Source organism: Kitasatospora sp. NPDC001175 (assembly GCF_053598215.1).
The window spans coordinates 16,030-37,363 of sequence record NZ_JBSFJU010000043.1 but is presented as its reverse complement, the minus strand read 5'-3'; the positions used below and the strand labels follow the sequence as shown (position 1 = coordinate 37,363).

Below are 21,334 nucleotides of genomic sequence, written 5' to 3'. Positions count from 1 at the left end.
CGCCGTGCCCAACTCTCTCTGTACGACCGAACGTTCCCGCACCACCAGACGACTGGCCACCGTGCTGTCCGCAGCGGCCCTCGCCGTGCCGCTGCTGGGCCTGGCCACCCCGGCCGAGGCTGCCACCGGCCCCACCGTGAGTGTCTCGATGGGGGACAGTTACATCTCCGGCGAAGCCGGTCGCTGGCGGGGCAGCAGCGACAGCACCGGCGGCAGCCGGGACGGCACCGATCGGGCCTGGACCGGCAGCGGCTACGACGCCACCCGGGTCTACGGCAGCACCTTCGCGAGCGGCTGCGACCGCTCCGACAGCGCCGAGATCCGCACCGCGCGGATCGCCCAGAACCAGATCAACCTCGCCTGCTCCGGCGCCACCACCGCGAACGTCTTCCGAGCGGCCGACGGCGGCCAGTCGCATCTGGGCGAGGCGCCGCAGGCCGACCAGCTGGCCGCCGTCGCCGCCAAGAACAACGTCAAGCTGATCACCCTCTCGATCGGCGGCAACGACCTCGGCTTCGCCGACGTGATCACGTCCTGCGCGGCGGACTACATGATCTGGGGCTCCTCCTGCCGCGACGACGAGCAGGCCGCCGTCGACTCGGCGATGCCGGACGCGATGGCGGGCGTGGGCAAGTCGATCGACGAGATCCGGGCCGTGATGCGGGCGGCCGGCTACGCCGACGGCGACTACCGGCTGGTGCTGCAGTCGTACCCGTCGCCGATCCCGCGCAGCAGCGAGATGCGCTACCCCGAGAGCGGCTGGACCCGGGCGAACACCGGCGGCTGCCCGTTCTGGGACACCGACGCCGATTGGGCCAGGGACTCGATGACCGGCCAGGTCTCCGATGCGCTGGCCCAGGTCGCCGCGAGCAAGGGCGTGCAGTTCCTGGACCTGCGCGACACCCTGCAGGGCCGGGAGGTCTGCTCGAAGTCCGACAGCCTGGCCACGCCGGACAACCCGCCCTCCGCGACCACCAGCGAGTGGGCCCGCTTCGTGGACGCCGGACTGAGCACCCCGCAGGGAGCCACCCAGGAGTCGATGCACCCGAACTACTACGGCCAGCTCGCCCTGGGCCGCTGCCTCGCCCTGCTCTACGCGCGGCCGAGCGGCGACTTCGCCTGCGACAACACCCCGGGGCAGGACGCCTCCGGGATGTACCTGACCGCCAGGTAACGGCAGGGGTTCAGGAGCGAACGGCGCCGCGTACCAGCTTCCCCTCGGTCGACAGCAGGCCGGTGCGGTAGTCGAAGCGCGGCGCCGCCGCGAACATCAGATAGAGGTACTTGAGGTTCTCCGCGAACCAGTACCCGGGCGTCAGGTCGCCGAGGCGCACCGGCGAGGCGGTGACGTCCTCGGCGACCGTGTAGCCGCCCGACACCCGCTGTTCGGTCCGTACCGCCCGGAAGTAGCGGTAGGCGGTCTGCCGGTACTCGTCCGCGCCGGTCAGCCGCCAGAGGTCGAAGGCGGAGTTGGCGTACTCGGGCCGCAGGTCGTTGCGGCCACTGCGGACCTGGCCGGCGGCGTAGTCCACCTGCTCGGGCAGCAGCCCGTACTGGTCCAGCAGGGCGGTCCAGGAGCGGTAGTAGGCCTGGCCGGCGTCCAGGTCGCCGCCCTTGCCGAGGAGGCCGGCATAGAACGAGGCGAGCTCGGACTGGTCGTGGCCGGTGGTCTTGCCCGTGCTGAAGTCCACCTGGCGGAACCAGAGTCGGCCGTCCCTCCGGTCTGCCTGGTACTTGAGCACGGCGTTGGTCAGCACCCGGTACCAGCCGCGCAGCTCGGCGTCGTCGAAGAGCTCGCCGCCGGCCCAGAGGTACTCGTAGAAGGAGTCCACCGGTGGGTTCGGCTCGATCGCGTGGGTGTCCGTCCAGCGGCCCGACTCGACGTCCAGTGCGGTGCCGAGGAGGCCCAGCGAGGAGCGCCGGGCGACCACCGCGCGGGCGGCCTTCTTGGCCGCGCTCCAGTAGCGGTCGTCGCCGGTGAGCCGGCTCAGCATGCCGAACTCCACCAGGTTGGTGCCGACCTCGGCCAGCGGGCTGACCGAGCCGGAGACCGCTCCGGTGCGCAGATTGACGTAGCGGTAGGGGAGTTGGGAGGGGGAGCGGGTGAAGGCGGGCAGCAGTCGGTCGGCCAGCTCCCGGCAGCGCGCCAGCAGAGCGGGCCGCCCGGTGCACAGATGGCCCGCCAGCAGGCCGCCGACGAGCCGGATCACCGCCTCGAAGACCTGCACTTCGGCGTCGACGGCCGGGTCGAAGTGCGCCTCGATCCAGTCGGCGGCCAGTTCCACCTCCTGGTCCTGCTCCATCAGCCACAGGGTGTCCAGCGCCTCGACGATGGACAGGCCGAAGGTGTGCCCCCGGGCGAAGAAGTCGTTCCGTCCGCCGGAGAGTGGCCGGACCTCGTCGTAGCCCCAGGCCGCCAACTTGTAGCCCTCCCAGCTGTGCAGGTACTCGGCGCGGATCTGCCGGGCGACCGCGGCGTCGGACGGCAGACCGGCGGCGGCGTGGGCTGCGGGCACCCGGTCCGCTCCGGTCGCGGCGGCCGCGCGGGCGGGGTGGGGGAGAGCGGCGCTCGTGGTGGCCATGGCGGCGGCGCCGAGCACGGTGCGGCGGCGGGGCAACGGGGCAGATCGCATGCCGCAGGACGCTAGTGGCCCGGCAGGCCGCGGCCGCCCAGGCACTCCGTCCGCGTGTCGGCGCTCCCGCGCAGGTCAGCGCGGGAGCGTCGGTGTCAGGCCGGTGCGCCGGTTTCACTCGTACGGATGGCTGTCCTCGGGCGGTGCCGGCTGGTGGTCAGCCCTTGGCCAGCAGCGACTGGGCGTGCTGACGGACCTGCTCCCTGGACAGGTACGCGTCGGTGTACTCGAAGTCGCGCAGCCGGGCGGGTTGGCGGGCCAGGAAGCCGGTCCGGACGAAGTCGTCGCCCGCGGTGGCGTTCAGCAACCAGTTGGCGCCGACCCGGAACTTGGCCACGTTGGTGCGCATCGCCATGATGTGGTAGCCGCGGGCCACCAACTGGGCCGGTACGCCCTTGAGTTCGACACCGATCGGCTTGGAGACCGCGTCCTTGCCACCGAGGTCGACCACCAGGCCGAGGTCCTTGTGGTAGTAGGGCTGCAGCGGCTCGTTGTGCAGCGCGGCGACCAGGTTGTCGGCCACCCGGCGGCCCTGGCGGGCGGAGTGCTGGGCGGTGGGAGGACAGACCGCGCCGTCGCCCTTGGACAGGTCCGGCACGGCGGCGGCGTCACCGAGCGCGAACACGGAGTCGAACTGCGGCACCCGCATCTCGGCGGTGACCGCGATCCGGCCTCGTACCGTGTCGGCGTCCAGGGTCCCGATCAGCGGGCTGGCGGCGACCCCGGCGGTCCAGATCAGGGTGCGACAGGGCAGCACCCGTCCGTCGGTGAACTTCACCGTCTCCGCGCCGACTTCGGCCACCGAGACGCCGAGCGAGACCTCGATCCCGCGTGCCCGCAGGATCTGAAGTGCGGTGTTGCCCAGCTTGTCGCCCAGCTCGGGCATCAGTTTCGGGGCGATGTCGATCAGATGCCACTTGATCATCGCAGGATCCAGCCGGGGGTAGCGCCTGGTCGCGGCGGTGGTCAGACGCTGGAGGCAGGCGGCCGTCTCGGTGCCCGCGTAGCCGCCGCCGACCACCACGAACTGCAGCCGGGACTCCCGTTCGCGCTGGTCCAGGGTGGTCGAGGCGAGGTCGAGCTGGGCGATCACGTGGTCGCGGATGTAGGCGGCCTCGGCGAGGGTCTTCATCCCGCGCGCGTAGGCCGTCAGTCCGGGGATGTCGAAGGACCGGGTGATGCTGCCGGGCGCCAGGACCAGGTAGTTGTACCTGAGCGCGATCACCTCGTCGGTGATCTTCCGGATCACGCACACCTTGGCGGCCGGGTCCACCCCGATCACGCCGCCGGGGATGATGTGGGTGCGGTGCAGGCTCCGGCGCAGCGAGACGGCGACCGACTGGGGGGTGAGCACCCCGGCTGCAACGTGCGGCAGCAGTGGCAGGTAGAGCTGGTAGCTGAACGGCGTGACCAGGGAGATCTCCGCCTCCGAGGCCGCCAGCTTGTGTTCCAGGCGGCGTGCGCACTCAAGACCGGCGAAACCGCCGCCGACTATCAGGATCCGAGGTCGCTCCATCGTCCATCCCCTGCCTGCCGGGTCCGAGCGGTATCAGGACAACTCTGACAACTGTTCGCCACGGTCGCACGGTCGTTTGGTGCCTGCCACCGCAGAGGGCCCGGCAGAGGGAAGCGTCGTGGGGCGGCGAGGGGCCACCCGGGCTCGCGCAGGACCCCGTACGTGCGGGAAACCGCCGCGGCCGCGGTGCGGGGCCCGGCGGCGGGCGGAGGACGGCTGACGGGTCGGTAGGCTGGCGGGATGCTCTCCGAGGTGACGGCGGTCCGCTATGTGACGCCACTGCGAGAAGGCGGCTCGATGCCGGGCCTGGTCGAGGCCGATGACCATCGGCTCTACGTGCTCAAGTGGTCCGGCGCGGCCCAGGGACGGAAGGCGCTGATCGCCGAGGTACTGGCCGGCGAACTGGGCCGGCGCCTCGGGTTGCCGGTGCCCGAGCTGGTACGGATCGACCTGGACCCGGTGCTGGCCCGCAGCGAGCCCGAGCCGCAGATCCAGGACCAGATGCGCGCCAGCGGCGGCGTCAACCTCGGAATGGCCTTCGTCAGCGGCGCGCTCAACTTCGACCCGCTCTGCTTCGAGGTGGACCCGGACCTGGCCGCGCGGGTGCTCTGGTTCGACGCCCTGATCGGCAATGTGGACCGCTCCTGGCGCAACCCCAACCTGCTGATGGCCACCGGCGGCCTGCGGCTCATCGACCACGGCGCCAGCCTGATCTTCCAGCACCACTGGGCGGGCTCGGCCGCCTGGCCCGGCAAGCCGTACGACGCCTCGGACCACGCCCTGCTGCGCTCCGCCGGGGACCTGAAGGCCGTCGACGAGGAACTGGCGGCACTCGCCGAGAAGGCGCTGCCGGCGGCCGTCGCGTCGATCCCGGAGGAGTGGCTGACGGACGAGCCCGGTTTCGCCGACGCCCAGGCCGTCCGGGACGCCTACCAGGAGCGGTTGACCGCCCGGCTGGCCGGACCGCGGGGCTGGCTGCCGACCCTGCCCGGCGCGGAGGAGGCCGGATCATGCTGAACGGGACGAGTGACAGGGAGCGGGGCGTGGGCGTGGAGCTGCACGACTACGAGTACGCGGTGATCCGCGCCGTGCCGCGGGTGGAGCGCGGCGAGTGCGTCAACATCGGCGTGCTGCTCTACTGCCGTCACACCGCGCACCTGGGCGCCCGCACCCACCTCGACCAGGGGCGGCTGCTCGCGCTGGACCCGGTCGCGGACGTGGCCGGGGTCCGGCGGGCGCTGCGTGGCATCGAGGCCGTCTGCGAGGGCGGACCGAAGGCCGGTCCGGCCGCGGAGGACAACCCCGGGCAGCGGTTCCGGTGGCTGACCGCGCCACGCAGTGCGATCGTCCAGCCGGGGCCGGTGCACACCGGGTTGACCGCGGATCCGGAGGCGGAGCTGCGGCGGCTGTTCGAGCAGCTGGTGCTCTGAGGGCGATCGCCCTGACGGGGGCCCGACCGGATGCGCCAGGGAACGGTTTGATTACGGAGAGTCGCTTATGCTGGTCAAAGCTGGAGTAACTGAAGCAAGTGTGCGTACCCTGACCACCATGGGCTCCACAGCGACCAGCACCGTACCGACCACCGCCGACCTGATGGAGGTGGTGGCTGCCGTAGGCACCGCCTACTTCCAGGACTTCGCGGCCGCCGCCGCGCGCCACGGCCTCAACTCCTCGCAGGCCAAGGCGCTGAAGTCGGTGCAGGAGCCGGTGCCGATGCGGGCGCTGGCCGGCCGGCTCGGCTGTGACGCCTCCAACGTCACCGGGATCGTGGACCGGCTGGAGGCGCTGGGGCTGGCGCAGCGCGAGGCGGCGGTCGCCGACCGGCGGGTGAAGATCGTCGCGATCACCGAGCAGGGGCGCGAGGTGCTGGGCCAGATCCGCGAGGACATGAGCCGCGCCCGCGCCGCCTTCGCCAGCCTGGACGACGAGCAGCGGGTCGCCCTGGACGCGCTCTGCCGCCAGGTGCTCCCGCTGCTCTCCGGTCAGTAACGGGCGGTCCGCCGGTTTGGCGGGGGCAGCGGCCCGGGTGCTGCCCCCGCAACTCCCGTCGCTCCCGGGCCCGTCGTGGCCGTCCCTCGGTGTGGCGCGGGCGGTGGCCGGGTGCGCCTGATCGCCCCTCAGGAGCCGAGCGGGTGTCCGGTCGTCGCGTCGACGTGATCGGGGATCTCGTCGTGCCGGTCGCCGACCGTCGGTGTCCCGGTGGGCTCGAAGAGCAGGATCGCGGCGCCGCCGGGAGCGGACGGCCTGTGCTCCGTACCCCGGGGGACGGTGAAGACCGCGCCCCGGGGAAGCCGGACCGTGCGCTCGCCGGCGGGCTCGCGCAGAGCGATGTCCAACTCCCCGTCGAGCACCAGGAAGAATTCGTCGGTGTCCTCGTGGACGTGCCAGAGGTGTTCGCCTCGAACCTTGGCGACGCGGACGTCGTAGTCGTTGACACGGGTGACGATGCGGGGGCTCCACAGGGCGTCGAAGGAGGCCAGGGCCCTGCCGAGGTCGATGGGTTCCTTGCGGTCGATGGGTTCGTCGCTCATGGGGGAATCCTGGCCCGCCCCGCGCGGCTGGTGTGAGTGCTAGGAATCGCACATGTCGAAAGGATCCTCGCACGGGCTCCGCGCGCCGGGCCCGCACCGGGTCGTCGTGATCGTGGACGAGAACTCGAACCCCTTCGAACTCGGCTGCGCGACCGAGGTGTTCGGCCTGCGCAGGCCCGAACTCGGCCGCGAGCTCTACGACTTCCGGCTCTGCTCGGCCGAGCCGCGCACGCGGATGCGGGACGGCTTCTTCACCCTCACCGGGGTCGCCGACCTCGCCGCGGCCGACTCCGCGGACACCCTGATCGTCCCCAACCGCCCCGATGTCGAGGTGTCGCGCCGGCCGGCCGTGCTCGATGCCGTGCGGCGGGCGCATCAGCGCGGCGCGCGCCTGGTCGGTTTCTGCAGCGGTGCTTTCACGCTGGCCGAGGCCGGGGTTCTGGACGGGCGCAGGGCCGCCGCGCACTGGCAGTGGGCGGATGCCTTCCGGGCCCGCTTCCCGGCCGTCCGGCTGGAGGCGGACGTCCTGTTCGTGGACGACGGCGACATCCTCACCGCCGCGGGGAGCGCGGCCGCCCTCGACCTCGGGCTGCACATCGTCCGCCGGGACCACGGCGCGGAGGTCGCCAACTCGGTGAGCCGGCGGCTGGTGTTCGCCGCCCACCGGGACGGCGGGCAGCGGCAGTTCGTGGAACGCCCGGCGCCCGACCTGCCGGACGAGTCCCTGGCCCCGCTACTGGCCTGGGCCCAGGAGCGGCTGGACTCACCGCTCACCGTGGCCGAACTGGCGGCACGTGCCTCGGTCAGTCCGGCGACGCTGCACCGCCGCTTCCGCGCGCAACTGGGCACCACACCGCTGGCGTGGCTGACGGGGGAGCGGCTCACCCTGGCCTGCCGCCTGATCGAGCGGGGCGAGTCGCGCCTGGAGACGGTGGCGCGGCGCAGCGGGCTCGGTACCGCCGCCAATCTGCGGGTGGTGATGCGTCGCGGCACCGGGCTCACGCCCCTGGCGTACCGGCGCCGGTACGGTGCGGGGGCCGGGTGAGCCGTCCGGTGCTCCCACGGCAGGCGGCAGGAGGCTCCGCCCCGGGGCGGGTGGAGGCGGAGCCGCCGCCGGTCAGCCGCGCAGGTGGTAGCGGTAGGCGAAACCGAACGTGCTGCAGATGCCGATGAGGCGCTGGGCCTGGTCGTAGGTGAACCCCGGCGGCACCTCGCACGCCCACAGTCCGTCGGCCGGAACCCGCAGGTGGTAGCGGATGGCGAAGCCGGACGCGCCGCAGGCGCCGATCAGGCTCTGCACCTGGTCGTAGGTGTATCCGTTCGGGAGCGAACAGGCCCAGGCGTTGTCCAGGGAGTGTGGCCTGGCCTGTGCGGCGGCCGGCGAGGCGCCCACTCCGAACAGGGACAGTGTGAGCCCGGCCGCGGCCAGCACCCTTGCGGCCGCACTACGTCGAGACATGGGCATGCGATACCTCATCTTCGGTTCACCCCGGGCGAGTTGGAGCCTTCGGTGGGGCCGGATGTTGTCGGCGGCCCGAACCTACGGCATGCCGGTCGTGAGCGAAGAGTCGGTAATCGGACGATTTCGCGTCGGAAGTGGCCGCGGTTCCCGCCGCCGGACGTGTCCGCCGCTCGGCGCAGCGCCCCCGGACAGGTGCCCGCCGGCGTCAGGAGGTGGTCCGGTTGGACGCCGGGGGCTGCTCGGTACGGCAGTAGCGGCACTTGGAGGCGGCCGCCGGGATGTCGTCGGCGAGACAGGCGGGACAGGTCTTGGCCGGTACGGGTGCACCGAAGACGGTGATTCCCCGGTGGCGCTGGAAGGCCCGGTACGGGATGACGATCAGGAAGTAGACCACTGCCATGAAGATGACGAAGTAGATCACGGCGGAGATGAACGCGCCGATGTCGACGTAGGTCGCCTTGTTCCTGGGCGCGCCCAACTGCCAGCCCAGCGCGGTCGAATGGCCGCCCTGGGCCCGGGTGATGAGCGGGTTGATGACGCTGTCCGTGAACGCCTTGATCAGGGTGCTGAACGCCAGCGCGACGATCAGCCCCACCGACACGACGACGACGTCACCGCGCATCAGGAAGCTCTTGAAACCCTTGAGCATTGCCGCTCCTCGTCCGCTCCGCCGGTTGCCCGGAGGCCATGGGCACCCAGAACCAGGCGAGCCGATCCGGCCCCGGTCCGCAACCAGAGCGGCGCCGACCGGGGGACGGACGGTGGACCGTCAGAGGGTGACGAAGGTGTAGCCCTTGGCCTTGAGGGCGGGCAGTACGGTGCGCAGCGCGTCGACGGTCTGCGAGCGGTTGCCGCCGCCGTCGTGGCAGAGCAGTATGTCGCCCGGCTTGGCGGCCAGCAACTTCTCGGTGATCGTCTTGGTGCCGGGGCGGGCCCAGTCCTTCGGGTCCACGTCCCAGTCGATCGGCGTCATCCCGTACTTGGCGACCGCAGCGAACACGTCGGCGGACCAGTCGCCACCGGGGGAGCGGAAGAGCTTCGGCTCGGGAGCCCCGGCGTCCACGATGACGGACTGGGTGTCGGCGATCTGCTGCTGGATCTGAGCCGCGCTGCGCCGGGAGAACGGCTGGGGATGGGTCATCGTGTGGTTGGCGATGGTGTGACCGTCCGCGGCGATCCGTCGGATGAGGTCCTTGTCGGCGTGGGCCTCGATGCCGACCACCGAGAACGTCGCCCGGACGTCGTACTTGCGCAGCAGCTGCAGGACCTCCGGGGTGTACATCCGGCTCGGACCGTCGTCGAGGGTCAGCGCGACCGCGTTCGACGGAGCGCTCGGCAGCAGGTCGTGCACCTTGAAGACCGGTTTGGTGCGTACCGGCACCGGCGAGGACGAGGGGTTCGGCAGGTTGGAGACGTTCGGGGGCTCGGTCGCAGCGGCCGGGGAGAAGCCGTCGGAGGGGCTGTCCGACGGCGGTGGCGGCGCCGAGGCGACGTTGCCGGACGAACTGCTGCAGGCGGTCAGCGCGCCGCCCGCCCCGAGGGCCGCCGCGCCGGCAGCCGTCAGCCTGATCAGCCGTCGCCGGGACAGCCCGCTTTGATCGCCCGGCTGCTCCGCGCGCTGCTCCGCCATGGTGACGCCCCTCCTCCAGATGGTTCGCCGGGACGGGTGACCCCGTCCGGCCTCGGTGTGCCGGGGCCGCGATGGCCTCGTGCCACGGTCGATCCGCCGCTCCCCGCCTCAACGGACGTGGACCGGTCCGAGCCGGTTCCGGCGCTCCGATCTCTTGGACAGGTCTTTGACCTCTCTTGCCAAAGGCCGGTTGAACAGGGGAAACGGCGCGATACCGGTGGGGCTCCGGAGGCAGCGAGCCGGGTCTGGGGGTGTCGGTCAAGGAGCCGCCACCGGCGTCAGAGGTTGGTGAGCTGCTCCCCCTTGCGGTCCTGGATGATGTGGTCCACGCACACCGCCAGGACGACCAGCAGGGTGCTGTCCTCGGGGCTCAGCACATCGACGGCATAGGCGTCCCGGATGGTGAACCAGCGCCGGGAGATGCGCGCCAGGGTGGTGCCACGGTGCTGGATGTCGAACTCGTGGTCCCACAGGTTGCCGACTATCCGCAGCCGCCGGCCGTCCCGCAGCCGGACCTTGAACCGGTCGCTGAAGATCCGGAAGGCCCGCTTGCTGATCCGGGCGACCACCGCGCCGTCCTGCTTGACCAGGATGGTGTGGTGCAGGGTGAAGGCCTTCTTGGTGATGCTCGCCACCTTCTCCCCGTGGGTGTCCACGAAGTCGAAGGTGGTGCGCAGTCGCAGGAACCGCCGGTTGACCTTGTAGAGCTTCTCCCGGTGCTCGGTCTCGATCCACGCCTCTTCGTGGAAGGCGAACATGCGGTCGCGTATGAGGTAGCGCATCCAAACCCCCGTCAGTGTCGCCGCCGCTCGGCGGCGTGGTGTCGCCCAGAGCGTAACGGGGGCCCGAGACGGGTCGGCGATGGAGCGGCGACGGACCGGGCCATTGGCGGGCCATCGGCAGGCCGATGCCGGCCCGGAGGCGGCACGACGGCCGGAGCGGAGGCCGGCCCCGCACCCGGGCCGGCCCGGCTGTGGCGGAGTGGGATCCGTGCTGCCCGCACGGTGCCTGACGTGCCGTTCAACCACAAAGCGATGAGCGCTGACGGCTGATCAGGTGTTAACGTCTGCACCGCCCTGGTCGGACCCGGGCTCGGCCGCCCTGCTCACCCGGGCGGTCCAGGTCCGGCGATGAGGGCGGTTCTCACCGATTCCATCATGAAAGGGACAGCGGACTCCGTTGATATCCCCAATTCGGCACGCCCACCGAGCCACGCGGGGCCTGCCGCGCCTCACCACCGCCGTCGCCGCCTCCGCGACCGGCCTGGCGCTGGTCACGGGTATGACCGCCGGCGCCGTCCCGGCATTCGGCGCCACGCCGGCCGAGGACACACTGCAGCGCCAGTTCGACTCCGCGGCCGCCGAGTTCCACGTTCCGGTCGGCGTGCTGCTGGCCGTCTCGTACCAGCAGACCCGCTGGGACTCCCACCAGGGCGCGCCCAGCACCACCGGCAACTACAACGTGATGGGCCTGACCGAGGTCGACGCGGCCGCCGTCAACGCCGCGCTCGCCAAGGGCCCGGGCCCCGAGACCGACGGCCGGGGTGACGGCGCGGAGCCGAAGCCGGCCAAGGGTGCGACGGCGCGACCCAAGGTCCAGGACGGTCCGGCACTGCACACCCTGGACGCGGCCGCCAAGCTGATCCACCGCCCGGCCGAGGACCTCAAGCGGGATGCGGCCCAGAGCGTACGCGGCGGCGCGGCCCTGCTGGCGAAGTACCAGAAGGAGGCCGGGAAGCCGGCCTCCGCCGACCCCGGCGCCTGGTACCAGGCGGTGGCCAGGTTCAGCCAGGCCGGCGACGCGGCGAGCGTCGACGCCTTCGCCGACCGCGTGTTCGGCACGATCCGCACGGGCGTCTCCCGGCACACCGCCGACGGCCAGTCGGTCGTCCTCGCCGCGACCCCCTCGCTCAAGGCGGACCGCCCGGCCCCGCTCAAGGCGGACCGCCCGGCCGCCGCGATGCGGGCCGCCGCGGCCCCGGCCGCGGACGACACCACCCCCGAGTGCCCCTCCGGGCTCGACTGCGACTTCAAGCCGGCCGCCTACGCGCTGACCAACCCGAGCGACCTCACCTCGTTCGGCAACTACAGCAAGGCGAACCGCCCGGACGACGGCGACAAGATCCAGTACATCGTCATCCACGACACCGAGGGCGGCTTCGACGCGTCCATCGGGCTCTTCCAGAACCCGGCCAACCAGGACAGTGCGCACTACATCGTCCGGTCCTCGGACGGGCACGTCACCCAGCTGGTGCACACCAAGGACATCGCCTGGCACGCCGGGAACAAGTCCCTCAACATGCACAGCATCGGGATCGAGCACGAGGGATACGCCCTCCCCACCGACCGCCCGACCTGGTACTCGGAGCAGCTCTACCAGTCCTCAGCCGCCCTGACGCGCTACCTGGCCGCCCGCTATGACATCCCGCTGGACCGCGAGCACATCATCGGCCACGACGACGTGCCCGGCCCGATCCAGTCGTACGTCGCCGGTATGCACTGGGACCCGGGCACCTTCTGGGACTGGTCGCACTACATGGACCTGCTGGGTGCCCCCGTCTGCGCGAACCTCGGCGGTCCGCTCACGGTCGGCGGCGTGGTCACCGTCTCGCCCGCGTTCGACGCCACCAACCAGCCCCCGGTGACCGGAACGGCCGACCGGCCGGAGAACTTCGTCTACCTGCGTACCCAGCCGGACCCGAACGCCCCGCTGATCAACGCCGGTACCACCCAGGCCTCCGACTGGCACGACAAGGCCGTGTACGGCACCAGCTACGTCGTCGCGGATCTCCAGGGCGACTGGACCGCCATCTGGTACGACGGCCAGAAGGCCTGGTTCTACAACCCGTCCGGGCAGACCGGCGGTGCCGACAACCGGCCGGGCCGGACCGTGCTGACCGCCAAGCCGGGCCTGGCCTCGATCCCGGTGTACGGTCGCAACTACCCCGAGGCCGCCGCGTACACGCCGTACCCGGGGATCGCCCCGCAGTCCGTGGTGCCGCTGACCGCCACCGTGCCGGCGGGTCAGTCCTACGTCGCCGGCAGTGACGCACCGGTGCAGTCGGACTTCTTCTACTCGCACACCATCGACAACAGCGCACCGAACGACTGGACTCTGGTGGTGGGCAACGACACCTACTACCCGATCCGCTACAACCACCGGATCGCCTACCTGAAGGCCTCCGACGTCCAGGTCGGCACGGCCGTCACGGTCGGCGGCAACACCGGCCAGAGCACGAAGTCCTGACGCTACGTCAGATCAGTGAGGGTCCCCGCGGCCGGATGGTCGCGGGGACTCTGCGCTGACCGCCCACCTCCGGGCGCCCGGGCCGGAGCGGCAATCGGTGTTGGTGCCGAACGGGATCCAGCCGCACCGCTGATCGTTCTGTTGGCGGGCGCGAGCGATCAGACCCCGCAGAACTCGTCTGCCGCGGAGGACCGGTGACGTTCGTGCCGGTGGCATGCTCGGCGGCTGTGCGGATCGTCGCCACGGGGTCGTCGCCCGGTGTCGAAGCACCACCCCTCGGAGTCGCGATCTACTCAGCGGGCCGATGGCTGGTCTCGGTCAGCCGTGCGGTGTCGGGGGAAACGGTCCGGGATGCCTTCCGGGTGCGGCGGAGGCCGAAGCTGCAGGCGGCAGCGATCAGCAGCAGCGCGATGGGCAGTAGCAGGGTCCAACGCATGGCAGTGACGAAGCCGTGGCCGAACACCCCCACGCCCAGTTGGTGCCACTGCGCCGAGAGCGACGTCGGCAGTCCGGCGGGGGCGTCGACCGTGCGGGCCGGGCTGCCGGCGCTGACGGCCGTGAAGCTGTCGACGAACTGCTCGCGTACCGACACGGGCAGGCTTTCTGCGGCGGTGGCGGCTTCCCGGTGGGTCGAGGTGCGAAGTGCCGCCTGCAACAGCGCGCCCACGGCGGCGGTGCCCAGCGCCTGGCCGAGTTGCCGTGTGGTGTTGAACACCGCGGAGGCGGCGCCGGACAGCTCCGGTCGGACATCGCGCAGGGCCACGGTGGTCATCGTGGAGAACAGCAGCCCCATGGCAACACCCAGGACGATCACCGCTGGCACGATCAGCCACACGCGCATGTTCGGCGCGGCGAGCAGCGCACTGCCGCCGATCCCGGCGCAGAAGGCCAACAGGCCCGTGACGAGCAGGTATTTGCCGCCCGTTCGGTCAGCTCTGAACCCGGCGAAGGGTGCGATCATCGCTGCGCACACCGATGCGGGGGCGGTTACCAGACCGCATTCCAGGGCACTCAGGCCCAACACGTCCTGCAGGAAGAGCGTCACGGGCAGCAGTGCAACCATGCCGAAACCCACTGCCGTGGCGACCACGTTGGCGATCGAGAAGTTCCGGTCGGCGAACAGCGTGAGCGGCACCATCGGCTCCGGGGACCGCTGCTGCACCAGCAGGAACGCAGCGACCAGCACGACGCCGGCCACCAGCAGGACCGGTACGGACAGCGGACCCGCGATCACGCCCCAGTCGTAGTGGCTGCCTTCCTGGAGTGCGTAGATGACGGCGAACAGCCCGGTGCTGACCAGCACGATGCCCAGGGGATCGAGCCGCTGGGTACTCGCGTTGCGGGACTCGGGCACCACGAGCAGGGCGAGCACCAGCCCGATGACACCGACAGGGACATTGACGAAGAAGATCCACTCCCAGCTGAGCTTCTCCACGATCAGTCCACCGAGCAGCGGACCGGCGATGGTCGACACCCCGGCGACCCCGCTCCACGCCCCGAACGCCGCACCCCGCTTCTCCGGCGGGAACAGAACCGTGATGAAGGCCAGCGTCTGGGGGGTCATCAGCGCGCCACCGACGCCCTGCGCCGCGCGGGCCGCGATCAGCTCGCCGCCGGTGTCGGACAGGCCGCAGAGGGCGGAGGCGAGCGTGAAGACCACCAGCCCGACGACGTACAACCGTTTGCGTCCGAAGCGGTCTCCCAGGCGCCCGGCCAGGATGAGTGGTACGGCGTAGGCCAGGGTGTAGCCGTTGACGATCCACAGGATCTGGTCGAGACCCGTCCCCAGGTCGGACATCATGCTAGGGACCGCGATGTTCACGATCGTGTTGTCGAGCAGGATCATGAACAGACCGGTGCAGAGAGCGGAGATTGCTAACCAGGGCCGTGTGACGCGTCGCGGGTTCATCGGCTCGCCGTGCCCTTCCCGGTTCCGTCCGCGTCCTGCGCCGACGAGCCGGCGGTCCCGGCCCCGCCTGTGATCAGGCCGAACTGGACCGGCGGGGCGTCGGCCTTCCGGTCCCAGGGCAGTGCACCGCTGCGCAGCCGTGCCACCAGAGTGTTGATCCACTTCAGTTCGGCCCGGGCCCTGGTGAGCTGCCAGTCGAGGTCGATGGAGAACATGGGAGCCACACCGAACTCGGTGAGCCGGGTGGCCATCACCTCGCCGCCGGCGATGTGTGCCTCCAGCGCCGCGGCCCGCCAGATCAGCCGCTCGATCGCGGCCTCCCGGTCGAGCGTGTGCAGCAGGGCGAGTGCCAACGGGAACTCCGGGAACTCCTCCGCGGGAGCGGAGACCATCTCCTTCAGCCGGTCGGCGAACGCGTCCCGCCCCTCCTGTGTGATCGCGTACACCGTGCGCTCCGGCAGCCTGCCCTGCCGGTCCGTGCCCACGGGCTCGATCAGGCCGAGCCGCTCCAACCGGTCCACCGCGTGGTACAGCGAGCCGACGCTGAGCTTGACCAGCCGGTTGCGCTGCCGGTCACGCATGGTCTGGTGGATTTCGTACGGGTGAGCCGACCGCTCCTCGAGCACCTCGAGGATCGCCATGGCCAGCAGATTGAGCTTGCGTCCCCTTGGTTCGGCCACGTTCCCTGCCTCCTACCTACCTCAAGTGGGGTACTCCAGTTAGAGTATATGAAGTGGAGTGCTCTGGTTACTGGCCCAAGAGTGATGGGGGTGCGCTTTCGGCCATGATCGAGCTCACCGGGGACGGCTGTCTGCAGGGCAGGAGGGGTGCTGGTGGCCGCGGGTACGCCGGTCTGCGAGTTGAGCTGCCTGGGCGCTGTCCTGATTCGGTGGGGCCGGGGTCCGGGTGCCGTGGCAGGCGGGGTGCGTCGTGGCTGGGATCTGGCGGGAACTGCACCATCGGCAGTCAGGGCGCCATTTGGATTTTCCTACAAAGTCGGCTGGCCGCCCGGTCGGCGGCAGCTGTGTGGATCTTCAACGTTCACTCGTGAACTGGCTTTCGAGCAGGGTATGAGTGAAACTCGACGGTTGGGTGCGGGGCGCCCGAGTGCGCCCTCGCGGGACATCCGCAGCCGCACCCGAGGTGTAATTTCTCCCAGCCAGAGAGCCCTTTTCATGCGCTTCCTGAACGACCTCAAGCCCGCGTACGACCTCACGTACGACGACGTCTTCATGGTCCCCAGCCGTTCCGCCGTGGGCTCCCGGCAGGGTGTCGACCTCTCCTCGAACGACGGGACGGGGACCACGATCCCGCTCGTCGTCGCCAACATGACCGCGATCGCCGGTCGCCGGATGGCCGAGACCGTGGCCCGCCGTGGTGGTCTGGTGGCCATCCCGCAGGACATTCCGACCGAGGTGATCGCCGAGGTGATCGGCTGGGTCAAGCAGCGCCACCTGGTGCACGACACCGCACTCACCCTGGCCCCCGGTCACACCGTCGCGGACGCGCTGTCCCTGCTGCCCAAGCGTGCGCACAACGCGCTGGTCGTGGTCGAGGACGGCAAGCCGGTCGGCGTGGTGACCGAGGGTGACTGCCAGGGTGTGGACCGGTTCACCAGCCTGTCCGAGGTGATGTCCCGCGACCTGCTGCTGCTGGACGAGGGCATCGACCCGCGCGCCGCGTTCGACAAGCTGAACGAGGGGCACCGCAAGCTGGCGCCGGTCGTCGACGCCGAGGGGAAGCTGGTCGGCATCCTGACCCGCAAGGGTGCGCTGCGCGCCACCCTCTACACCCCGGCCGTGGACACCGCGGGCAGGCTGCGGATCGCCGCGACCGTCGGCATCAACGGCGATGTGGCCGGCAAGGCGAAGGCGCTGATCGACGCCGGTGCGGACGTGCTGGTGGTGGACACCGCGCACGGCCACCAGGAGACGATGATCAACGCGCTGCGCGCGGTGCGCGCGCTCGACCCGGAGATCCCGGTCGTGGCGGGCAACGTGGTCTCCGCCGCCGGTGTCCGTGACCTGGTCGAGGCCGGTGCGGACATCCTCAAGGTCGGTGTCGGCCCCGGCGCGATGTGCACCACCCGGATGATGACCGGTGTCGGCCGCCCGCAGTTCTCCGCCGTCCTGGAGTGCGCCGCCGAGGCCCGCAAGCTCGGCAAGCACGTCTGGGCCGACGGCGGTGTCCGCCATCCGCGCGACGTCGCCATGGCGCTGGCCGCCGGTGCGTCCAATGTGATGATCGGTTCCTGGTTCGCCGGCACCCTGGAGTCCCCGGGTGACCTGCAGACCGCCGCCGACGGCCGCCAGTACAAGGAGAGCTTCGGTATGGCCTCCGCACGCGCCGTGACCAACCGGACCTCGGGCGAGTCGGTGTACGACCGCGCCCGCAAGGGCCTGTTCGAGGAGGGCATCTCGCACTCGCGGATGTTCGTCGACCCGGTCCGTCCTGGTGTCGAGGACCTGATCGACTCGATCGTCGCGGGTGTGCGCAGCGCCTGCACCTACGCGGGTGCCAACAGCCTGGAGGAGTTCCGCGAGAAGGCGATCGTGGGCGTCCAGAGCGCGGCCGGCTACGCCGAGGGCAAGCCGCTGCACTCCAGCTGGGCGTGACGCCTCCCAGGCGTCGGTAGGCGGTCGGCCGGTCTCCCGCAGTGCGCGGGAGGCCGGCCGACGGCGTGTTCAGTGCCCGTCGAACGGGGTCAGCAGGGCCCGGCTGACCATGCCCACCGAGTCGGACAGCGCGGTGGTGACGGTCTCGTACGCGAGCGGGGCGCGCCGCAGCTCCCACAGGCCGAGGACGCTGGCCCAGGCGGCGTCCCGGGCGCGGTCGATGCTCCAGACGCCGATCACGTGCAGCAGCGGGTCGGCGATCCGCAACCGCTCGGGGCCGGGCAGCAGTTCGTCGCGGACCTGGGACTCGACCTCGGCGAGCAGGTCGTTGATGCGGTGGTAGTCGGCCTCGGCGTCCTTGGGTTCGAGGCCGAGGACCCGGCAGCAGTCCAGTACGGAGAGCGGCAGGTCGTTCTCGATGTGGGCGTTCATCCCGGCCAGCGCGAACTGGATCGGATGGATGCCGGGGTTGCCGCGCAGTTCGAACAGCGGTCGCCAGCAGGCCTCCGGCGCACCGCCCGAATCGGCGGTGTCGACGGCGGAGAGGAAGCGGGCGGCGAAGACGGCGTCCAGCCTGGCCATCCCCGCGGGGTCGTCGAAGTAGGCCGTCGCCAGCCGGTCCCTGACCAGTTCGGTCACCGTCAGGTACATCGCGTTGAAGACCTCGATGCCGTCCCCTTGTGGCAGCCGCTCGGCCAAGTCGCGCATACGACTGATGACTTGATCGATCGTCAGGACATCGGTGGTTGTCATCGTCTCGTCCGCCCTCCGCCGGTGAAGCCCCCGGCCGTTCACGTTGCCAGGCGCCCGACCCGCGCGGAATCCGCCGGGCGGGTGCCCGTCGAGCGGGGGCGCGGGCCACCAGGGGGCGGGTCGGGGGAGCCTCGGTGTCGCCGTGGGTGCGTCGGAGGGCAGGGATCCGGGTGGAGTGCGATGGGTGCCCGTTCGGGTGCAGGGCGTCACCATCGTGACAGTAGTTGGCCAAGTGGGTCTAAATTTCCTATTCAGGGCATATATCTCAGCATGAGCCCTTGAAGGGAGGCCCTCGATGTTCCTCCTCGGACTGCTGCTGCTCGTCGTGAGCGCCGGGTTCGCCGCGTTGCTGATCTCGCAGAACCTCCAGGCCGGTTCCGACTACGCGATCACGTTGTTCGGCAACCACATCGGGACCATGAACGCCCTGGAGATCTTCCTCGCCGGTATCGCGCTGACCCTGCTCTTCGCGCTGGGCTGGATGCTGGCCTCGTCGGGGGCCCGCAGGCACCGCCGCCGCGCCGTCGCGCGGCGGGTCGACAAGCGGGCCGCGCGGGAAGCCCGCCGGAGCCCGACGGGTGATACGCAGGTGGACCAGGCGGTGCAGGATCTGGACGCCGACAAGTCGCCGCCGGCCACCCGGCGCCACCGCTTCGGCCACCACCGCTTCAGTCACTGAACGGCGGGGCCTCGGCGCACTGAGCGGCGGGCCCCGGTCGGGCCCCGGTCCCGGGCCCGACGCGGTCCGTCGAGGCCCGGTGTGGTCCGCCGGGCTGGTTCGGTCGCGGCCCGCCGCGTTAATTCGCGTGCGGGCGGCGGGTCCCGGTGACAGGATGACGAAGCTCGTGCCGTCACAGTCAGGAGAGTGAGATGCGCCAGGTTCTCGGAAACCCCAAGCTCCCCGTTCTTTCGAGCGTTTCCGAGGATTCCGCCACTCATGACCACCCTGAACATCGGTATTCTGGCGCACGTCGACGCCGGTAAGACCAGCCTGACCGAGCGACTGCTGTTCGAGACCGGCGCGATCGACCGGCTCGGCTCGGTGGACGCCGGTACCACCCAGACGGACACCGGCGACATCGAGCGCGAGCGCGGTATCACCATCCGTTCCGCCGTCGCCTCCTTCACCACCGCCGGCCCCGCGGGCCGCCTGCAGGTCAACCTGATCGACACCCCCGGCCATGTCGACTTCATCGCCGAGGTGGAACGGGCCCTGCGGGTCCTGGACGCGGTGGTCCTGGTGGTGTCCGCCGTCGAGGGCGTCCAGGCGCAGAGCCGGGTACTGATGGCCACCCTGCGCAGGATGGGCATCCCCGTGCTGATCTTCATCAACAAGATCGACCGCGCCGGCGCCCGCCACGACGAACTGCTGGCAGCCATCCGGCGGCGGCTCGCGCCTGGGCTCGTGCCGCTCAACACGGTTGCGGGCATCGGTACTTCGACCGTCCGGACCAGGCCGTGCGCACTCGACGACCCGGACTTCCACACCGCGGTCACCGACCTGCTCTCCGTGAACGACGACGAGTTGCTGACCCGTCTCGTCCTGGACCGGCCGACGCCCCACGAGGAACTGTGGGCGGGTATCGCCGCGCAGACCGCGGCGGGCCTCGTGCACCCGGTGGTCTTCGGCTCCGCCCGCACCGGCGAGGGCATTCCGACCCTGCTGGAGGGCATCACCCGGCTGCTGCCGGTCCCGCCGCAGCCCTTCGGTGACGCGCCGCGCGGCACGGTCTTCGCGATCGAACGCGGCAGCGCCGGCGAGAAGATCTGCTGCCTGCGGCTGTTCGCCGGGACGGTGGCCCGGGGCGACCGGCTCACCCTGCACCGGCGGGAGGCGGACGGCCGGTACCGGCAGTACCAGGGCCGCGTCACCGAACTGACCGTGGTCGGCTCGGCATCCTCGGACACCAGGGCCGTGGCCGGCAGCATCGTGCGCCTGCGCGGCCTGGCCGAGACCCGGGTCGGTGACCGGCTCGGAATGCCGGGCGAGTCGGAACTGTGCGAGGAGCAGGACGGCTTCACCCCGCCGTCCCTCGAGGTCGTGGTCCGGCCGGAGCCGCCGAACCTCGCAACCCGGTTGCACGAGGCCCTGAGCGCGCTCGCCGAGCAGGACCCGCTGATCCAGGCCCGCGTACTGCCCGGCGGCCGGATGTCGCTGCTGCTGTACGGCGAGGTGCAGCGGGAGGTGATCGCGGCCAGGCTGCGCGAGGAGTTCGCGGTCCAGGCCGTCTTCGAGCCGTCCCGGATCCGGTACACCGAGCGGCCGGCGGGCGGCGGCGAGGCGTTCGAGGAGATCGACCGGCGCGGGCGCAACGAGTTCTTCGCGACCGTCGGACTGCGGGTCGAACCCGCGAGCCGCGGCTCCGCCGTGAGCTTCCGCTGGGAGACCGAACTCGGCGCGCTGCCGCGCGCTTTCCACCGCGCCATCGAGGACACCGTGCACGAATGCCTCCAGCAGGGCCTCCACGGCTGGCCGGTGACCGACTGCACCATCACCCTGACCCGGTCCGGGTTCGCGAGCCCCATCAGCACCGCCACCGACTTCCGCAACCTGACCCCGCTGGTCCTCATGCGGGCTCTCGCGCAGGCCGGCACCCGGCTCTACGAGCCCTGCCAAGACTTCGAGTTGGAACTCCCCGCCGAGGCCGTCAACCCGGTCGTCGCCCGGCTCGTCGGACTCGAGGCCGAGATCAGGCGGTCGTCCGCCCAGGGGGAGGGTTGGTTGCTCGAGGGCGGCATTCCGCTGCGCCAGGTGCCGGTCTTCAAGCGGCAGTTGGCCTCACTCACCGGCGGCGAAGGTGTCTGGTGGTCCCGTCCCGGCGGAGACCGGGCGGTCACCGGTCACGCGCCGGGCGCCTACTCGGCCGGCCGGCGGACGGACGGCAACCCGCTCAACCGCGCGGAGTACCTCCGGCACCTCGCGCAGCGCGGCGGGCAGGCGGGGTGAACTCCGGCTCCCGGCGCCGCGGCTGGGGGCCAAGGCTGTGAAAGCGAGGGAGCCGGATGCGCCGCAGGCGCCGGGATCTCGGGGATCCCGGC

19 protein-coding genes are annotated in these 21,334 nt (G+C 71.1%); 9 read left to right on the top strand and 10 right to left on the bottom strand.

The features are described from left to right. Nucleotides 1–4: 4 nt before the first annotated feature. A complete protein-coding gene (locus ACWDAK_RS26695; protein WP_344634720.1) occupies nt 5–1,174 on the top strand; it encodes a GDSL-type esterase/lipase family protein in 1,170 nt (389 codons plus the stop codon). Nucleotides 1,175–1,184: 10 nt separating this feature from the next. Here ACWDAK_RS26695 and ACWDAK_RS26690 read toward each other — a convergent pair whose 3' ends face one another. Both ACWDAK_RS26690 and ACWDAK_RS26685 read right to left on the bottom strand, forming a co-directional pair. Further along, the gene (locus tag ACWDAK_RS26690; RefSeq protein ID WP_344634719.1) at nt 1,185–2,633 is read right to left on the bottom strand and encodes a glycoside hydrolase family 47 protein; all 1,449 of its coding nucleotides are present in this window, start codon (nt 2,631–2,633) and stop codon (nt 1,185–1,187) included. A 157-nt stretch (nt 2,634–2,790) separates the two neighbouring features. Beyond that, entirely contained in the window at nt 2,791–4,149 is a 1,359-nt protein-coding gene (locus tag ACWDAK_RS26685) for an NAD(P)/FAD-dependent oxidoreductase (protein ID WP_344634718.1), read from the bottom strand. Between the two features lie 240 nt (nt 4,150–4,389). On the opposite strand from ACWDAK_RS26685, the gene ACWDAK_RS26680 reads away from it, so the two are divergent. From ACWDAK_RS26680 to ACWDAK_RS26670, 3 genes are all read left to right on the top strand, one after another. Then, the gene (locus ACWDAK_RS26680; RefSeq protein ID WP_344634717.1) at nt 4,390–5,166 is read left to right on the top strand and encodes a HipA family kinase; all 777 of its coding nucleotides are present in this window, start codon (nt 4,390–4,392) and stop codon (nt 5,164–5,166) included. After that, nucleotides 5,160–5,579 carry a DUF3037 domain-containing protein gene (locus ACWDAK_RS26675; RefSeq protein ID WP_344634716.1) on the top strand — a complete coding sequence of 140 codons (420 nt, stop codon included), beginning with the start codon at nt 5,160–5,162 and terminating at the stop codon, nt 5,577–5,579. The genes ACWDAK_RS26680 and ACWDAK_RS26675 overlap by 7 nt, the downstream gene beginning before the upstream one ends. 118 nt (nt 5,580–5,697) lie before the next feature. After that, nucleotides 5,698–6,138: a MarR family winged helix-turn-helix transcriptional regulator gene (locus ACWDAK_RS26670; RefSeq protein WP_344634715.1), complete on the top strand. Its 441-nt coding sequence runs from the start codon at nt 5,698–5,700 to the stop codon at nt 6,136–6,138. A gap of 128 nt (nt 6,139–6,266) precedes the next feature. On the opposite strand, the gene ACWDAK_RS26665 is transcribed toward ACWDAK_RS26670, so the two are convergent. Further along, nucleotides 6,267–6,680: a cupin domain-containing protein gene (locus ACWDAK_RS26665; RefSeq protein ID WP_344634714.1), complete on the bottom strand. Its 414-nt coding sequence runs from the start codon at nt 6,678–6,680 to the stop codon at nt 6,267–6,269. 52 nt (nt 6,681–6,732) lie between these two features. Here ACWDAK_RS26665 and ACWDAK_RS26660 point away from each other — a divergent pair, with 52 nt between their 5' ends. Next, nucleotides 6,733–7,725, top strand: a complete 993-nt coding sequence (locus ACWDAK_RS26660) for a GlxA family transcriptional regulator (protein ID WP_427394970.1) — start codon at nt 6,733–6,735, stop codon at nt 7,723–7,725. 72 nt (nt 7,726–7,797) lie between these two features. Here ACWDAK_RS26660 and ACWDAK_RS26655 read toward each other — a convergent pair whose 3' ends face one another. From ACWDAK_RS26655 to ACWDAK_RS26640, 4 genes are all read right to left on the bottom strand, one after another. Continuing rightward, complete coding sequence (locus ACWDAK_RS26655) at nt 7,798–8,139, bottom strand: hypothetical protein (RefSeq protein WP_344634712.1); 342 nt, start codon at nt 8,137–8,139, stop codon at nt 7,798–7,800. Between the two features lie 208 nt (nt 8,140–8,347). After that, nucleotides 8,348–8,791, bottom strand: coding sequence for a large conductance mechanosensitive channel protein MscL (locus ACWDAK_RS26650; protein WP_427394971.1), 444 nt, complete (start codon nt 8,789–8,791; stop codon nt 8,348–8,350). A gap of 120 nt (nt 8,792–8,911) precedes the next feature. Beyond that, nucleotides 8,912–9,772 carry a polysaccharide deacetylase family protein gene (locus ACWDAK_RS26645; protein WP_427394972.1) on the bottom strand — a complete coding sequence of 287 codons (861 nt, stop codon included), beginning with the start codon at nt 9,770–9,772 and terminating at the stop codon, nt 8,912–8,914. 278 nt (nt 9,773–10,050) lie between these two features. After that, nucleotides 10,051–10,554, bottom strand: coding sequence for an LURP-one-related/scramblase family protein (locus ACWDAK_RS26640; RefSeq protein WP_427394973.1), 504 nt, complete (start codon nt 10,552–10,554; stop codon nt 10,051–10,053). 397 nt (nt 10,555–10,951) lie between these two features. Between ACWDAK_RS26640 and ACWDAK_RS26635 the strand changes: the two genes are divergently transcribed. Then, nucleotides 10,952–13,018 (top strand): N-acetylmuramoyl-L-alanine amidase, encoded by a 2,067-nt coding sequence (locus ACWDAK_RS26635; RefSeq protein WP_427394974.1) that lies wholly within the window; start codon nt 10,952–10,954, stop codon nt 13,016–13,018. A 289-nt stretch (nt 13,019–13,307) separates the two neighbouring features. Here ACWDAK_RS26635 and ACWDAK_RS26630 read toward each other — a convergent pair whose 3' ends face one another. Both ACWDAK_RS26630 and ACWDAK_RS26625 read right to left on the bottom strand, forming a co-directional pair. Beyond that, the gene (locus tag ACWDAK_RS26630; protein ID WP_427394975.1) at nt 13,308–14,927 is read right to left on the bottom strand and encodes an MFS transporter; all 1,620 of its coding nucleotides are present in this window, start codon (nt 14,925–14,927) and stop codon (nt 13,308–13,310) included. Beyond that, on the bottom strand, nt 14,924–15,607 hold the full coding sequence (locus ACWDAK_RS26625; RefSeq protein ID WP_427394976.1) for a PadR family transcriptional regulator: 684 nt from the start codon (nt 15,605–15,607) through the stop codon (nt 14,924–14,926). Before ACWDAK_RS26625 ends, ACWDAK_RS26630 begins: the two co-directional genes overlap by 4 nt. Before the next feature lie 495 nt (nt 15,608–16,102). On the opposite strand from ACWDAK_RS26625, the gene ACWDAK_RS26620 reads away from it, so the two are divergent. After that, nucleotides 16,103–17,542 carry a GuaB1 family IMP dehydrogenase-related protein gene (locus ACWDAK_RS26620; RefSeq protein ID WP_344634706.1) on the top strand — a complete coding sequence of 480 codons (1,440 nt, stop codon included), beginning with the start codon at nt 16,103–16,105 and terminating at the stop codon, nt 17,540–17,542. Nucleotides 17,543–17,611: 69 nt separating this feature from the next. Here the strand turns inward: ACWDAK_RS26620 and ACWDAK_RS26615 are convergent, their stop codons facing one another. Then, the gene (locus tag ACWDAK_RS26615; protein ID WP_344634705.1) at nt 17,612–18,295 is read right to left on the bottom strand and encodes a DUF5995 family protein; all 684 of its coding nucleotides are present in this window, start codon (nt 18,293–18,295) and stop codon (nt 17,612–17,614) included. 295 nt (nt 18,296–18,590) lie between these two features. On the opposite strand from ACWDAK_RS26615, the gene ACWDAK_RS26610 reads away from it, so the two are divergent. Further along, complete coding sequence (locus ACWDAK_RS26610) at nt 18,591–18,974, top strand: hypothetical protein (protein WP_344634704.1); 384 nt, start codon at nt 18,591–18,593, stop codon at nt 18,972–18,974. 258 nt (nt 18,975–19,232) lie between these two features. Then, nucleotides 19,233–21,242, top strand: a complete 2,010-nt coding sequence (locus ACWDAK_RS26605; RefSeq protein ID WP_344634703.1) for a translation factor GTPase family protein — start codon at nt 19,233–19,235, stop codon at nt 21,240–21,242. Nucleotides 21,243–21,334: the final 92 nt, after the last annotated feature.

Excerpts from the sequence above, each read along its gene's own strand:
- ACWDAK_RS26690 (WP_344634719.1), bottom strand. The coding sequence starts at position 2,633 with ATGCGATCTGCCCCGTTGCCCCGCCGCCGCACCGTGCTCGGCGCCGCC.
- ACWDAK_RS26660 (WP_427394970.1), top strand. The coding sequence starts at position 6,733 with ATGTCGAAAGGATCCTCGCACGGGCTCCGCGCGCCGGGCCCGCACCGG.
- ACWDAK_RS26650 (WP_427394971.1), bottom strand. The coding sequence starts at position 8,791 with ATGCTCAAGGGTTTCAAGAGCTTCCTGATGCGCGGTGACGTCGTCGTC.
- ACWDAK_RS26655 (WP_344634712.1), bottom strand. The coding sequence starts at position 8,139 with ATGTCTCGACGTAGTGCGGCCGCAAGGGTGCTGGCCGCGGCCGGGCTC.
- ACWDAK_RS26670 (WP_344634715.1), top strand. The coding sequence starts at position 5,698 with ATGGGCTCCACAGCGACCAGCACCGTACCGACCACCGCCGACCTGATG.
- ACWDAK_RS26605 (WP_344634703.1), top strand. The coding sequence starts at position 19,233 with ATGACCACCCTGAACATCGGTATTCTGGCGCACGTCGACGCCGGTAAG.
- ACWDAK_RS26680 (WP_344634717.1), top strand. The coding sequence starts at position 4,390 with ATGCTCTCCGAGGTGACGGCGGTCCGCTATGTGACGCCACTGCGAGAA.
- ACWDAK_RS26610 (WP_344634704.1), top strand. The coding sequence starts at position 18,591 with ATGTTCCTCCTCGGACTGCTGCTGCTCGTCGTGAGCGCCGGGTTCGCC.
- ACWDAK_RS26615 (WP_344634705.1), bottom strand. The coding sequence starts at position 18,295 with ATGACAACCACCGATGTCCTGACGATCGATCAAGTCATCAGTCGTATG.
- ACWDAK_RS26640 (WP_427394973.1), bottom strand. The coding sequence starts at position 10,554 with ATGCGCTACCTCATACGCGACCGCATGTTCGCCTTCCACGAAGAGGCG.
- ACWDAK_RS26665 (WP_344634714.1), bottom strand. The coding sequence starts at position 6,680 with ATGAGCGACGAACCCATCGACCGCAAGGAACCCATCGACCTCGGCAGG.
- ACWDAK_RS26685 (WP_344634718.1), bottom strand. The coding sequence starts at position 4,149 with ATGGAGCGACCTCGGATCCTGATAGTCGGCGGCGGTTTCGCCGGTCTT.
- ACWDAK_RS26675 (WP_344634716.1), top strand. The coding sequence starts at position 5,160 with ATGCTGAACGGGACGAGTGACAGGGAGCGGGGCGTGGGCGTGGAGCTG.
- ACWDAK_RS26630 (WP_427394975.1), bottom strand. The coding sequence starts at position 14,927 with ATGAACCCGCGACGCGTCACACGGCCCTGGTTAGCAATCTCCGCTCTC.
- ACWDAK_RS26645 (WP_427394972.1), bottom strand. The coding sequence starts at position 9,772 with ATGGCGGAGCAGCGCGCGGAGCAGCCGGGCGATCAAAGCGGGCTGTCC.
- ACWDAK_RS26620 (WP_344634706.1), top strand. The coding sequence starts at position 16,103 with ATGCGCTTCCTGAACGACCTCAAGCCCGCGTACGACCTCACGTACGAC.